Origin of the sequence: Nostoc sp. FACHB-888, from assembly GCF_014696655.1 — a bacterium.
Taxonomy (GTDB): domain Bacteria; phylum Cyanobacteriota; class Cyanobacteriia; order Cyanobacteriales; family Nostocaceae; genus Nostoc.
Genome location: NZ_JACJQM010000030.1, coordinates 70,965 through 83,871, shown reverse-complemented (window position 1 = coordinate 83,871; position 12,907 = coordinate 70,965). Strand labels below are relative to the sequence as shown.

Annotated in this window: 15 protein-coding genes and 1 pseudogene; 10 read left to right on the top strand and 6 right to left on the bottom strand. The window is 41.8% G+C overall.

Annotation, left to right across the window (positions count from 1 at the left end):
• Positions 1-179: 179 nt before the first annotated feature.
• Entirely contained in the window at positions 180-800 is a 621-nt protein-coding gene (locus tag H6G26_RS19490; RefSeq protein ID WP_190730824.1) for a class I SAM-dependent methyltransferase, read from the top strand.
• A 47-nt stretch (positions 801-847) separates the two neighbouring features.
• Here the strand turns inward: H6G26_RS19490 and H6G26_RS19485 are convergent, their stop codons facing one another.
• Positions 848-1,375, bottom strand: coding sequence for a GNAT family N-acetyltransferase (locus H6G26_RS19485; RefSeq protein ID WP_190730823.1), 528 nt, complete (start codon positions 1,373-1,375; stop codon positions 848-850).
• A 331-nt stretch (positions 1,376-1,706) separates the two neighbouring features.
• Between H6G26_RS19485 and H6G26_RS19480 the strand changes: the two genes are divergently transcribed.
• From H6G26_RS19480 to H6G26_RS19455, 6 genes and pseudogenes are all read left to right on the top strand, one after another.
• Positions 1,707-1,898, top strand: a complete 192-nt coding sequence (locus H6G26_RS19480) for a hypothetical protein (RefSeq protein WP_190730822.1) — start codon at positions 1,707-1,709, stop codon at positions 1,896-1,898.
• Between the two features lie 433 nt (positions 1,899-2,331).
• Positions 2,332-2,661, top strand: coding sequence for a hypothetical protein (locus H6G26_RS19475; RefSeq protein WP_190730821.1), 330 nt, complete (start codon positions 2,332-2,334; stop codon positions 2,659-2,661).
• Positions 2,662-2,732: 71 nt separating this feature from the next.
• Positions 2,733-3,281, top strand: coding sequence for a GIY-YIG nuclease family protein (locus H6G26_RS19470; RefSeq protein WP_190730820.1), 549 nt, complete (start codon positions 2,733-2,735; stop codon positions 3,279-3,281).
• Positions 3,278-3,485, top strand: a pseudogene (locus tag H6G26_RS19465) (hypothetical protein); the annotation flags it as partial. The gene H6G26_RS19470 and the pseudogene H6G26_RS19465, both read left to right, overlap by 4 nt.
• Positions 3,486-4,413: 928 nt before the next feature.
• Positions 4,414-4,773 carry a Mo-dependent nitrogenase C-terminal domain-containing protein gene (locus H6G26_RS19460; protein ID WP_190730819.1) on the top strand — a complete coding sequence of 120 codons (360 nt, stop codon included), beginning with the start codon at positions 4,414-4,416 and terminating at the stop codon, positions 4,771-4,773.
• A 22-nt stretch (positions 4,774-4,795) separates the two neighbouring features.
• Positions 4,796-5,068, top strand: coding sequence for a cupin domain-containing protein (locus H6G26_RS19455; protein WP_190730818.1), 273 nt, complete (start codon positions 4,796-4,798; stop codon positions 5,066-5,068).
• 62 nt (positions 5,069-5,130) lie between these two features.
• Here the strand turns inward: H6G26_RS19455 and H6G26_RS19450 are convergent, their stop codons facing one another.
• On the bottom strand, positions 5,131-5,343 hold the full coding sequence (locus tag H6G26_RS19450) for a hypothetical protein (protein ID WP_190730817.1): 213 nt from the start codon (positions 5,341-5,343) through the stop codon (positions 5,131-5,133).
• Between the two features lie 182 nt (positions 5,344-5,525).
• Here H6G26_RS19450 and H6G26_RS19445 point away from each other — a divergent pair, with 182 nt between their 5' ends.
• Complete coding sequence (locus H6G26_RS19445) at positions 5,526-6,272, top strand: creatininase family protein (protein ID WP_190730816.1); 747 nt, start codon at positions 5,526-5,528, stop codon at positions 6,270-6,272.
• 74 nt (positions 6,273-6,346) lie between these two features.
• Here the strand turns inward: H6G26_RS19445 and H6G26_RS42695 are convergent, their stop codons facing one another.
• Together H6G26_RS42695 and H6G26_RS19435 are read right to left on the bottom strand one after the other, a co-directional pair.
• Positions 6,347-6,868, bottom strand: coding sequence for a Uma2 family endonuclease (locus H6G26_RS42695; RefSeq protein ID WP_242053800.1), 522 nt, complete (start codon positions 6,866-6,868; stop codon positions 6,347-6,349).
• Entirely contained in the window at positions 6,795-7,055 is a 261-nt protein-coding gene (locus H6G26_RS19435; RefSeq protein ID WP_199326983.1) for a hypothetical protein, read from the bottom strand. The genes H6G26_RS42695 and H6G26_RS19435 overlap by 74 nt, the downstream gene beginning before the upstream one ends.
• A gap of 466 nt (positions 7,056-7,521) precedes the next feature.
• Between H6G26_RS19435 and H6G26_RS19430 the strand changes: the two genes are divergently transcribed.
• On the top strand, positions 7,522-8,457 hold the full coding sequence (locus H6G26_RS19430; protein WP_190730815.1) for an alpha/beta fold hydrolase: 936 nt from the start codon (positions 7,522-7,524) through the stop codon (positions 8,455-8,457).
• Between the two features lie 109 nt (positions 8,458-8,566).
• On the opposite strand, the gene H6G26_RS19425 is transcribed toward H6G26_RS19430, so the two are convergent.
• Positions 8,567-8,935, bottom strand: a complete 369-nt coding sequence (locus H6G26_RS19425; RefSeq protein WP_190730814.1) for a BON domain-containing protein — start codon at positions 8,933-8,935, stop codon at positions 8,567-8,569.
• Between the two features lie 347 nt (positions 8,936-9,282).
• On the opposite strand from H6G26_RS19425, the gene ilvN reads away from it, so the two are divergent.
• Entirely contained in the window at positions 9,283-9,801 is a 519-nt protein-coding gene (ilvN, locus tag H6G26_RS19420) for an acetolactate synthase small subunit (RefSeq protein ID WP_114080075.1), read from the top strand.
• Between the two features lie 105 nt (positions 9,802-9,906).
• Here ilvN and secA read toward each other — a convergent pair whose 3' ends face one another.
• The gene (secA, locus tag H6G26_RS19415) at positions 9,907-12,699 is read right to left on the bottom strand and encodes a preprotein translocase subunit SecA (protein ID WP_190730813.1); all 2,793 of its coding nucleotides are present in this window, start codon (positions 12,697-12,699) and stop codon (positions 9,907-9,909) included.
• Positions 12,700-12,907: the final 208 nt, after the last annotated feature.

Genomic DNA, 12,907 nt, shown 5'->3' with positions numbered 1-12,907 from the left:
TTTGTTCTAAAAAGCTCAAACACAGAGGTACTGGACAACGCTCTGAAGCTCCAAAATTTCATGTCAATAGTCAGCTTTTTAGCCTTAACTGAACCGTATTGAGCTATAACCAACTTCTTGGAGGCGCAGCTAAACTTAGCCTACAAAAGCGATAAGCTTCAGGGAAGCTGCTAAAACTAATGACTAATGACTTTTTTAGTAACAAAAAGTTCCTTTTTGACCGATGGGCACCAAGTTACGACTGGCTCTTTCCTTCGGTGTTTTATCGAGCCGTTCACAAACGGTTGCTTGAGTACGTCGATTTACCAGAGCTAGCAAATGTACTTGATATCGGGTGTGGTACTGGACGCTTACTTGAGCGCCTTGCTACTCAGTTTCCCAACCTGCAAGCCACCGGATTGGATTTATCTACTAATATGTTGTGGGTAGCAAGACAGAGCAACCGCCACCGTCCACGCTTAATTTATGTTGAGGGCAAAGCGGAGTCTCTTCCCTTTGCTGATGGTCAATTTGATGCTGTTTTCAGCACTATCAGCTTCTTGCACTATTTAGAACCTAAACAGGTAGTTAGTGAGATAGCGCGGGTACTTTCTCCTGGTGGACGCTTCTATTTGGTTGACATTACTTCTAAAAAAGAAGGAGAACCGCAAATACTGCCAGTCTCTCCCCGTGGAATTAGGCTCTACAGCCCTAATCAACGTCAACTTCTTGGCTCCTCTGGTGGGTTATTGTGTTTGAATCACCACTATTTATTAGGGCCAGTCTTGCTAACGATTTTTGCTAAACCTCCCTTGGATTGATGGATAACTTTCTCTGCTTAAAAAGGTTTGCTCTAATTCCCTGCTTTTTAAGGAGGGTTAGGGAGAGTCAAGCCTCGATATTCCATGAACACCACAGGAACTCTGAGCAGTCTTTTAGCTAACTGCGAGAATCTAAATTTCCCCTTGAGCGTAGACTTGCTTCTTGTCGTAGGAAATTGTGGCAAGTCTTCAAAAGATATTGGCACAAAACCAAAGCGACTGTAAAACTGCGCCAATCGTTCACCTAAACATTCAAGATAAAGTGGTTGCGTTGCCGTATTAATCAAATGCTGCGTTAGCAAAGTACCCAAACCGCGACCTCTCCAAGCTGGTGTAACGACCAAACTACCAAGTTCTTGTGCCCCTGAGAAATTACGTAGCTGTCCACAAGCTACCAGATTGCGTAGGCTTTGCCCGCCGTAGGCATCGCATTCAACTACCCAAAATTGCTGCCAATTTAATTGGGTTGGGTCGAGTTTCGCTGAAAACACCAGCAATCGAATCGGCCACTTATCGGCAGAGGTTGCCTTGCGAAGCATACACCCAGATGGTAACGATAGATTGCTTTGGTTCATTAATTACGCTTTGATAATTTGTATCATAATCATCACATCATATTATTCACCTAAGCAGACTCAGATCAGTTGCCATTTACTAGCAACTATCAATACAGTAATTTCAAAAGCATCTTAGACATAAAACCCACTCCAAGTTCTCCCTTAACCATAGAAAGCCTTGTCAGCTTTAAAAACTCTATATTTCTGGTTTTTTTCAGTATACATGGGTAGTACTAAACAATACTTTCGATAGAGGTAGAAATCAGCCATAACTATATCTGGATAGATGCACTCACACTGTTAATCTTCTTAAGATAATACCAACAATAAAATTATTAGGAATGTAATAATGTCTGAACCACAAAAAGCTGGTAGCCAAGAAAATACACCCAGTTCTGGTAATTACGAAACCCCTGTTGACGAAAGTAAGCGCAAAACTGGCGATGATGAAAAGAGCGATGCTAAACCCACTGCTACACCAGAAGCACCAGAAAATGATTCTGTAGCAGGTAGCCCCAATCAGGGAACTGAGTCACGTTAAGTGGTTTGATCTTTCCCAAGTTTCAATAATCTACTTGGGTTTTTTTAGTAACTCTGATTTACTAAACTTTGAGTGGATAGTTGTGGTTTATATCACGATTATCCACTCATTTTTTTGTGTGAGAATCGTTTTTAGGGAGGATAGGGGCTGGTGTGATAAGTGCGTAGGCGCAGCCCACCATAGGCTATCACTCCAGTACAATATCTGAAGTTTGTCAGTACAGCATTAAGGATAAATTTGCTAAACTTCACGATTCTTAATCATGTCAGCTTACTCCTGTGGCTGACAGAAGTCACACAATCCAATAGGCTGATCTTAAAGTGGTAATTTTTCATAAAGCTCATCTGCACCAAAAGGCAGGCTTGTCCAGCACTTTTGGATTCTTGCCTATCCTCTCTTATCACTTAGCCCTTAATAGCTACCTATACAGAAAATGATCCTTAAAATCGTCCAGAACTTTGATAGCAGTTTCACTCTTGAAGCCCAAGCTCAAGAAACTTTATTCAATTTATTGACAAGCGTTGCTTTCTTAAACCAAATTCGTCAACAGTTACAGTGTGAGCAAGTTAAATTTACAGAATTACTTTTTCAACCAGTTCCTTACAGCTTAACTACCACTAAAGGAATGCCAGCAGAATTTGAAAAATATCATGAATCTGATGAATATGCAATTATCAACGTTCCACCAAATTTTATGTTTAGTGCTAAGATTTTTAAACCCAGTCGCCTTTGTGCAATCTACCAAAAAGTTGATAATGGATAATTTTAAAGATAGTTTTACCTAATTAGGAATTCTTAATTTTGCAGGCAAATAGTAAGTTTAATATTTGATGTATGGCTCTTGAAACAAATCTTTCTTCTTTGGCAGCCCTGGAATACATTCCTTACATTGACGATCGCGGTCAATTACCCGAACAATTTCAGGGTAAAATTGGGGTATATGCTATCTTTGACCAAGAAAAAGTACTCCAATTTGTAGGATATTCTCGTGATGTTTACCTCAGCCTTAAGCAGCATTTAGTCCGTCAGCCACAGCAATGCTATTGGGTAAAAATTCAAACTATTGAACGCCCTAGTCGCACAATTTTAGAAAATACTGAAAATGCCTGGATTACTGAAAATGGCAGTGTGCCCTGGGGGAATGGGGATCAAAAAGAAAAATGGACTCATCCTATTGATGTCAAAGTTGTAATGACACCTGAAGAACAGGCAAATTATCAAAATCCAGCTAATGATGAATTAGCACAAATAAAAATTATTAAAAATGTGGCGCGCAGAGTAGAAGCAGAAATTTCAACGCAATTGTTAGAAGTGCGTGGTTTGCAAATGCAAATTCGCTTCAATCCTAAATTGAAAGAAGAAGGTTTATTAGATTTGAAATGAAGGTAGTTTTGGGGAAAACTATCTTAGGAATATTGCTTGTAATCTCCCATGACAATATAGCGAACGATCGCCATCAAGTTATTATCCACACACTGGGCGCTGGTGGATTTGGTGAAACCTATCTAGCAGAAGATACGTACCTACTACATACCTCCAAAGCGCCGTTGTGTGGTTAAACACCTAAGACCGATTCACGACAATCCCTAAATTTACCAGTTAAGCTGTTACGCATTTAACTTGAACATTTACATGATGACTGTTAACCGTCAACAGTTAACAGTCTAAATTGCTGTCAAAATTAGAGCAGCAGAATGTAGAGTAAATCAGCAAATATCAAGATTATTACGGCTTGAGATATTTTAAAAGATAATATTTTCATAATTATAGCATTTCACAGACTACCTGATCTATACAACGGTTCTTGTTTGCATGAAGCATATTTTTAAATCTCACCCCTAACCCCTTTCTTTAGCAAGAAGAAGAGAGTATTTGCGTGTCTCAAATACAAGATGAGGTTCAGACTGTATTGAACTAAAGTGAGAACCTCTGTATTTGTAGGGGCATCACACACGATATATTTATTGCAAATATTATTATAAGTGTTATACTTTTTAAGTATATTAGCTTGGACTTATCAAACAATTTATTGCTACTTATTAGATAATATCTAAGTTAGCTAGTGTAACATACCGGACAGATTACTAGATATTTAATAGCCTAAAATCGCTGATATTAGAGGCTAATCCTAGCGAAATCTATATGGAGTTAGAGCGAAACTGTTTTTTTGTTACCTAAAGTCCATCTCTAGATACTAGGCAGTTTGAAAACCAGGCATTTATATGTGATATATAAAATTGCTATCTCGAAGATTAGCAATCCATAAGTTAAAGAAATGCCATTTTTATATTTTCTTTGTTATTTTGTATTTAACGGGACAGTTCTTCCTCATTTGGTGGGCTTAAATAACAATTAGTTAAACCATTTCCCCCCAAAGATCCATGTAAATTCTTTGCCTTATGCTTATTTTGCTTCCTAACTTCCAAGCACAATACAAATTGACCAGATAGATTACATGGTAATATTCCAAATCGGCAAATAGTTCATCTACACAAGGAAAACCTTGCCTACAACTATGCTTAAAACAATTAATCAGCGTATTTTTCTGCCTGCTTTTATTAACCCTTTAGAAGAAAAGAATCAAAAAGGTAGTAAAAAGCAATTTACTAGACCGAAATTAGATTTACTGCAACCATTACGTCAATGGTTAGACAAAATTGAAATTCAGAATCGGAAATTAGCCAAATTGATTGCTAAAGTGATCCCCGCCCAGTGTCCATTCGAGCGCGATATCACGCTTTTTGGTCGCAAGATAGGTCACATTCCGCCAATGTGCAAGCTCAATCCCCTTTATAACGAACTTGTCTATTTACGTTTTCGCGCTTTGTGTTATCTAGTAGATCAGTGTGGAGAGGATATTCAATCCTACTGTTGAACATAACTAGAGAAAACACAATATGGAGATTAAAATTGAGCATCAAACCCAACAAAAACGCCTCAATGAATTGGGTGTCTTTAAATGGGAAATTTGGAAAAAGGAAGTCTCAAAATTTCCTTGGACTTATGATTCTCAAGAAACTTGCTACTTTCTAGAAGGTGACGTACTTGTTACTCCTGATGGTGGACAATCAGTGCAAATGGGTAAAGGCGATTTGGTAACTTTTCCTGCTGGTATGTCTTGCACATGGGAAATTACAAAGGACGTGAAAAAACATTATTACTTGGATTAATCAACGGAAAAGCGTGATCCCCTTTGTTTAGTTGATGATCTAGAAGATGAATATCTCATAACTTAGTTGAGGTTTCTAGTATAGGACGATTCGCAGTAAGTGCCGTAGGGTAAAGTGGCAGAATCGGTAAATTGCTTATATCCATATCTGTCAAAACTCGTTGCGACTACATCCCCTAAAGAATATTTGTAGAAATAAATAGTCTCATTTCCTGCGAATTTTGCAGAAAGTTCTTGCTTGGTTGCTGGCTGATAACTAAAAATGTGAAAAGCCATAGATCCCCCACTTCTTTAAGAAGTGGGGGATATTATTTATTATTGAAATTTATTATAGCGATCGCACCACTGTTAATCTTAGGAGTTCATAATCGTGTTAGTGGGAGTTTAATTACAGAAGATGCTATTTAGCAGAAAAAGATTTGGTTCCACCGCCATTTTATTGAGGAAAATCATCAAAAATGTTACTGCATTTAAGTACTTGGCCAGAAGTCGAAGCTTATTTACAGCAGTCCAAGGGGATTATTTTCCCTATTGGTTCCACAGAACAACATGGGCCAACCGGGTTAATTGGTACTGATGCCATTTGTGCAGAAGCGATCGCATCTGGTGTAGGTGATGCAACTGGTGCGATCATTGGCCCTACAATCAACGTGGGGATGGCATTGCACCATACTGCTTTTCCTGGTTCAATCAGTCTGCGTCCCAGCACTTTAATTCAAGTAGTGCGAGATTATGTAACTTGTTTAGCTAAAGCTGGTTTTAGCAAGTTCTACTTTATTAACGGACACGGCGGTAATATCGCCACCCTCAAAGCAGCTTTTTCAGAAACTTACGCGCATTTAGAAGATTTGCAGATTCCCAATGCTCAACAGGTGCAATGTCAAGTGGCAAACTGGTTTATGTGCGGTTCTGTATATAAGCTAGCTAAAGAATTATATGGGGATCAAGAAGGTTCTCATGCAACGCCAAGTGAAGTAGCCCTCACCCAGTACGTTTATCCAGAAGCAATTAAGCAAGCGCCTCTTTCACCTGAAGTTGCAAGCGGACACAGGATTTATAGCGCAGCAGACTTTCGAGCGCATTATCCAGATGGACGTATGGGATCAAATCCGGGTTTAGCAACACCTGAACACGGTAAGCAATTTTATGATTTGGCGGTGAAAGAACTTAGCAGTGGGTATTTGGAATTTGTGAACGCACAGTAAAAGTCATGGAAAGACGCTGTAGAGATGCGAGTAAAATCGTGTCTTTGCACAAAATATCTTGAGAAGAGTTATATTCAATCCTCCTTTTGCTGAAACTGGCTCAATAACCAAATTCCAACTTCAGATTGGTTTATTTCACGGCTACGGCGTAAAGCTTGCTCTAAAATAGACATCGCCAATCCAGGCAATACCTGTGATTCTTGAATACGTTTACTGCCTTGATCTGCGATCGCATAGGCGATGATTTGGGCATTTGTCACATCCACTACCCAGTATTCAGCAACGCCTAATTCTTCGTAGAGCGTAGACGCGAAGCGGCTTGTCGCCAGACATCGCTTTGTACCCAAGTCATCCAATAGAGATGTTTTTGCAATTTCAATCACTAAATCCGGTGCAAAAGACAGTTTACTTAATTTGGATATCTCGCTGAAGTTGATGGTAGTTGACAGATTCTCAGAACCATCTGACGGAGATATCGGCGTATGTTCCGGTTGAAAATTCTGTTTTACCATTCTATTATTTTTACCTGCTTCTTCCATTGTCCAATCCAACACCTCGACTAAATCCAGCCGCCGCAAGTTCTGAGAAGTAGCCATCTTGTCTGTCAAACAGCGCCTGAATCATTGGTACTCGCAAATAGTAACCTGCTGTGCGCCAATCAAACTTACCCTCTTCGTCTTGCTTGTGCCACAACACCCAAGCTGAAAAAATGCCATAGAACAGTGTTTGGATGAGTGTGGATTTAAAGAAACGTTTTCCTTTCTCCTCATTAAAACCGCTCAAATTTCAGACTTCTGAACCTTAAACATTAAGCTCTTATCTCGAACTTTGAGCCTTTGAACTGGGAAGTTGCACCTTTTTACTCGACCGTTGAGCTTCTGAACTGGGAAGTTGCACCTTTTTACTCGACCGTTGAGCTTCTGAACTGGGAAGTTGCACCTTTTTACTCGACCGTTGAGCCTCTGAACTCAAAAAATGAAGCTCAGAACTCGAAATGTCGTGCTTTTAACTCCCACATTCAAATTCTGAGCTTCAACGTTGCATCTTTTAAGTGCAAGTACTGAGCTATTGTCTACAACGCTGCTTTTTGAGACTTGGATTTTCCAGGTTTACGAGCAAATCGTTGTCCCATTTCCACAACCACTGCATCTAAACCCGCCTGGTTGGGACACTATTAACTCGCAGATCCCTAAGGCGAAAAATCAAAGTTTTATAATAGTATTTCCACGCTGATGAATTAAAGGAGACTGTGACCACTACACTACACTGGCAAGAACGGGTTGGTAATCAAAGAGATTGGGTTTGGCGCGGTTGGCAAACTCGCTATACTTACATTCGCGCTGCCCAAAATAACCACAAAACAACACCCTTGATATTGCTACACGGCTTTGGCGCTTCCATTGGGCATTGGCGACATAATTTAGAGGTGTTGGCTGAACATCACACAGTTTACGCCATTGATATGTTGGGTTTTGGCGCTTCAGAAAAAGCCGCAGCTAATTACAGCATCGAACTCTGGGTTGAGCAGGTTTACGACTTTTGGAAAACATTTATCCGTCAACCAGCAATATTAATAGGCAATTCTAACGGTTCACTGATTTCTATGGCCGCCGCCGCCACTCACCCCGATATGGTACTGGGTATGGTGATGATGAGTTTACCCGACCCTTCTCTAGAGCAAGAAGCAATCCCGCCTGTGCTGCAACCGATTGTCAGAGCAATTAAAAATGTTGTCGCTTCGCCGTTGATTCTGAAACCCGTGTTTAACTTCGTGCGCCGTCCTGGCGTGCTGCGTCGCTGGGCTAGCCTAGCCTACGCTAACCCAGAGGCGATTACAGATGAACTTATAGAAATTTTAGCTGGCCCTCCCCAAGATAAAGGTTCAGCGAGGGCTTTTAGTGCTTTGTTCAAAGCTGCGATTGGAATTAACTTTAGTCCCAGTGTCAAGACGGTGTTACCAACCTTAACAATTCCTATGTTGTTAATTTGGGGACAAAAGGATCGATTTGTTCCCCCGGCCCTAGCTAGCCAATTCGCCCAATATAACGACAAGTTGGAAGTGCTGAATTTAGAAGATGTGGGTCATTGTCCCCATGATGAATGCCCGGAACAAGTCAATCAAGCTATTTTAGATCGGATTGAGAGGTGGGTTAGCGTAGGCGTAGCCAGCCGCAGGCATCGCTAACCACGACTTACTCCTTAAATATTATGCAATAGGAGCGTAGGCGTAGCCCGCCGTAGGCATCGCGCCAATCAATACCTTTCCCACTATTAAATTTTGAATTGCTTAACACCTAGCCAATCGTGGCTTGGTTAGTGTCAACATTTGTAGCGCCATGCACAGAACGAGCTACAGAAACCATCTTGTTGAGAATGTCTTGACTGGGAACTTTACCTTTCAACACCACAGTACTACCCGTTTGAGCAACCCAAAGGGTATTAACATCATCGAGTTGAGGATCTTGATCAAATGCCAAGGCTACCCGCTTTGCCAACCCACTTTGGTCGTATTCACCGCTTAAGCCTACACGTTCCGGGGGTATTGATTGAGTAGCAGTAGGCGCAATATTAGTATTAGGAGCTTGTGCTACTGACTGCGGAGTAGGATTTACCTGTGCATTTTGAGGTTTTTCCATTCCAAATAGTCTTTTTAACCAACCCATAAAAACTTTTCTCCTTTAGAAACTCAATAAATCTGAGTATAAAAGCTTTACAAAAATGCCACATCTGCCAAAGAAAAGAGATGCATTCAATGAAATTACTCCTTGCAGGATGAATTTTGCTCAATTTTTTATCTCTAGAGAATGCAATGAGTGCAGCTATTGAGTTTACAATAAAAGGTCGCACTGACAATTAGTGCAGTAGTACGCCACAACAGAAATCAACATACATTTGACAAAATGTCAAGAGTTTACAACTCAAGGAATTTTGAATTTTGAATGAGTGAATTCTGCAAAGCGGTACTAGTGTCTGCGTTCCTCCAATCCTGTGCTAGCTTCTGTTGGCGAAGATGAAACATACCCTTTCAGTTCTCGTAGAAGATGAGGCGGGTGTTCTTTCCCGCATTTCTGGTTTATTCGCCCGTCGCGGCTTTAATATTGAAAGCCTTGCTGTTGGCCCTGCTGAACAGGGAGGAGTTTCCCGAATCACGATGGTTGTACCTGGTGATGATCGCGTTATCGAGCAACTCACCAAACAACTATACAAATTAGTCAATGTCCTTAAGGTACAGGATATTACCGAAACTCCTTGCGTAGAGCGAGAATTGATGCTTGTGAAGGTGAATGCTAGTAGCAGCAATCGCTCAGAAGTGATCGAACTATCTCAGATTTTCCGGGCGCGAGTCGTGGACGTAGCGGAAGATTCTCTCACCTTAGAAGTTGTGGGAGATCCAGGTAAAATGGTAGCGATCGTGCAAGTGTTGCAAAAATTTGGTTTAAGAGAAATCGCTCGCACTGGCAAAATTGCCCTGACTCGTGAATCGGGTGTGAATACCGAGTTACTCAAGTCTTTGGAAGCAAAAGTTTAGTTGGCAACTTAAATAAAGGCTTGTAACGAATGCACTACTAGCATAAAACAAAGACGCAAAAGCACTCTCTGCGCTTCTGCGTCTCTGCATCAGATATTTATCTACTTACACCATTTCAGACGAAGCCTGCACCATCTGCTGAGGCTGCGGTTGGAACATAAACAACGAGTACACCACATCTCGGCGGATGTTAACCATCATATCCAAGAAAAGTTCGTAACCCTCGCTCTTGTATTCAATCAGTGGGTCTTTTTGACCGTAACCACGTAATCCTACTGATTCGCGTAAGGCATCCATTTGTTGGAGGTGTTCCCGCCACAGAGTATCAATGCGTTGCAAAATAAAGAAACGTTCTGCTTGGCGCATAAGTCCGGGTTGAACTTGGTCAATCTGCGCTTCTTTGAGGTCGTAAGCAATCCGCACCTGTTCATGGAGGAAGGCTTTAATCTCGCCAACAGACATATCCTCTAATTGATTTGGCTGCAAATCCGCTAGCAGATAGACAAATTCTTTTACTTTCTCAACCAGCTTTTCTAACTCCCACTCTTCTGAGGGTAAGTCTACGTTGATATAGTAATCAACGATGTCATCCATCGTTTTTTCGGCGTACTTGATTACCTGTTCTTTCAAGTCTTGACCTTCTAACACCCGCCGACGTTCAGCATAAATAGCACGACGTTGATTATTCATCACCTCGTCATACTCAAATACCTGCTTACGAATGTCGTAGTAGTAGGTTTCAACTTTTTTCTGTGCGCCTTCCAAACTGCGGGTGAGCATCCCAGATTCGATGGGCATATCTTCTTCCACTTGGAAGGCATTCATTAACCCAGCGACGCGATCGCCTCCAAAAATCCGCAGTAGGTTATCCTCTAAACTGAGGAAAAATCTTGTGGTTCCAGGGTCGCCTTGTCGTCCTGCACGTCCCCGCAACTGGTTATCAATCCGCCGCGATTCGTGGCGTTCTGTACCAATTACGTGCAAACCACCGATTCCTACTACCTCATCATGTTCGCGGGTAGTAAATTGTTCATATTCGTGCTTAACGCGGTTGTAAGCTTCCCGCAATTTCTGAATCACAGGGTCATCTATGGGAGCTTTTTCTGCGGCTACAGCTACCTTTTCTTCAGCTTCCAATTCTGGTAAACTGCGATCGCCATATTCACGCACCGCAATTTCTACTGCATCTTTGAGTAGTTTTTCTGTTTCTTTTGTCAACTGCGTGGGGAAAATTTCTGGTGAAGCCCGCCAAGTTTTGACTTTTTTACCAGGGACAAAGCCTTGACCACCGCCATGTCCTGTAGGCAATCCGGCTGGTCTTTGCACGCCAAAGCTATCTTCATCTTCTGGCATGACGATTCGGGGCATGAAGTATTCCCGCAACTTGAGACGTGCCATGTATTCGGAGTTCCCACCCAAAATGATGTCTGTACCTCTACCAGCCATGTTAGTAGCAATCGTAACAGCACCTTTTCGTCCAGCTTGGGCGACAATTTCCGCCTCACGCTCGACGTTTTCCGGGCGGGCGTTGAGTAATTCGTGGGGAATCTCCAGTTGCTTCAGCAGTCGGCTGAGAAGTTCGGATTTTTCTACACTAGTGGTTCCTACTAATACAGGTCTGCCAAGTTCGTGCATTTCGGCACATTCTCTAGCGATCGCACCCCACTTGCCCGGTTCTGTTTTAAAGACCATATCAGACAAGTCTTCGCGTCTTCTGTCACGGTTGGTAGGAATTACCGCAACTTCCAATTTGTAAATTTTTTCAAATTCCGGTTCTTCTGTTTTTGCCGTTCCGGTCATTCCACCAAGCTTTGGATACAGCAAGAACAGATTTTGATAAGTAATTGTCGCTAGAGTTTGAGTTTCTGGCTGAATTTCTACGTGTTCTTTGGCTTCAATCGCCTGATGTAGTCCATCGCTCCAACGTCGTCCAGGTAGCACCCGACCGGTAAATTCATCTACAATTACCACTTCGCCATTGCGGACGATGTAAGTTACATCCTTGAGGAAAAGTTCTTTGGCTTTAATCGCATTGAAAACGAAGTGCGCCCAAGGATCTTCTGGGTCAAATAAATCTGTGACTCCCAAAAGATTTTCGGCTTCTGCAAAACCTTCATCTGTCAATAGCACGTTACGAGCTTTTTCATCTACATCATAATGCTCGTCTTTTTTGAGTGTAAATGCGATTTCAGCAGCTTGCAGATACTTTTCTGTAGGTCTTTCCACCTGCCCGGAAATAATCAGTGGTGTCCGTGCTTCATCAACTAAAATCGAGTCTACCTCGTCAATCACGCAATAATTGAACGGGCGTTGCACCACATCTGCCATTGATGTCGCCATGTTATCCCGTAGGTAGTCAAACCCTACTTCGCTGTTGGTGACATAAGTGATATCACAGTCGTAGTTTTTTTGGCGTTCGCTGGGAGTCATACTTGACTGGATTAGCCCCACACTTAGCCCCAAAAACCGATGCACCTGCCCCATCCATTCAGCATCCCGACGAGCCAGGTAATCGTTCACAGTGACAACGTGTACACCTTTACCAGTAAGGCCATTTAAATAACTTGGTAGAGTTGCTACGAGTGTTTTACCCTCGCCGGTTTTCATTTCGGCAATTTGCCCTACATGCAAAATGATACCGCCAAGGAGTTGAACATCAAAGTGCCGCAAGCCTAAGACTCGCCGTCCTGCTTCCCGGACAACGGCGTAAGCTTCAGCCAATAGGTCATCCAGAGTTTCGCCTTTGGCAAACCGTTGTTTAAATTCAACGGTTTTACCTTTTAACTCCTCATCAGAAAGAGCCTTAATTTCTTCCTCTAGAAGGTTAATTTCAGTAACAGAAGGTTGATATTTTTTAAGCTTACGAGCGTTGGGGTCGCCCAACAAAAGTTTTAGCATGGCAGATTATAGAACTGAATCAAGGGGGATGGGGATTAAAGGGTCGGCATTGATTATAAACATTTAACCCAACCCAACCGTCTTGGTTGTGGATGGGTGTCAAATCAGAATTAACTCAAAAACAGGAGAAAAACTAGGCAATCAGTTTACTAAATGATTGGTTTTAACTCTTATCTTATATTTAGTCTTTCTTCATAGTATCATTTTG

Excerpts from the sequence above, each read along its gene's own strand:
- H6G26_RS19490 (WP_190730824.1), top strand. The coding sequence starts at position 180 with ATGACTAATGACTTTTTTAGTAACAAAAAGTTCCTTTTTGACCGATGG.
- H6G26_RS19485 (WP_190730823.1), bottom strand. The coding sequence starts at position 1,375 with ATGAACCAAAGCAATCTATCGTTACCATCTGGGTGTATGCTTCGCAAG.
- secA (WP_190730813.1), bottom strand. The coding sequence starts at position 12,699 with ATGCTAAAACTTTTGTTGGGCGACCCCAACGCTCGTAAGCTTAAAAAA.
- H6G26_RS19425 (WP_190730814.1), bottom strand. The coding sequence starts at position 8,935 with ATGGGTTGGTTAAAAAGACTATTTGGAATGGAAAAACCTCAAAATGCA.
- ilvN (WP_114080075.1), top strand. The coding sequence starts at position 9,283 with ATGAAACATACCCTTTCAGTTCTCGTAGAAGATGAGGCGGGTGTTCTT.
- H6G26_RS19470 (WP_190730820.1), top strand. The coding sequence starts at position 2,733 with ATGGCTCTTGAAACAAATCTTTCTTCTTTGGCAGCCCTGGAATACATT.
- H6G26_RS42695 (WP_242053800.1), bottom strand. The coding sequence starts at position 6,868 with ATGGCTACTTCTCAGAACTTGCGGCGGCTGGATTTAGTCGAGGTGTTG.
- H6G26_RS19460 (WP_190730819.1), top strand. The coding sequence starts at position 4,414 with ATGCTTAAAACAATTAATCAGCGTATTTTTCTGCCTGCTTTTATTAAC.
- H6G26_RS19480 (WP_190730822.1), top strand. The coding sequence starts at position 1,707 with ATGTCTGAACCACAAAAAGCTGGTAGCCAAGAAAATACACCCAGTTCT.
- H6G26_RS19455 (WP_190730818.1), top strand. The coding sequence starts at position 4,796 with ATGGAGATTAAAATTGAGCATCAAACCCAACAAAAACGCCTCAATGAA.
- H6G26_RS19445 (WP_190730816.1), top strand. The coding sequence starts at position 5,526 with ATGTTACTGCATTTAAGTACTTGGCCAGAAGTCGAAGCTTATTTACAG.
- H6G26_RS19450 (WP_190730817.1), bottom strand. The coding sequence starts at position 5,343 with ATGGCTTTTCACATTTTTAGTTATCAGCCAGCAACCAAGCAAGAACTT.
- H6G26_RS19475 (WP_190730821.1), top strand. The coding sequence starts at position 2,332 with ATGATCCTTAAAATCGTCCAGAACTTTGATAGCAGTTTCACTCTTGAA.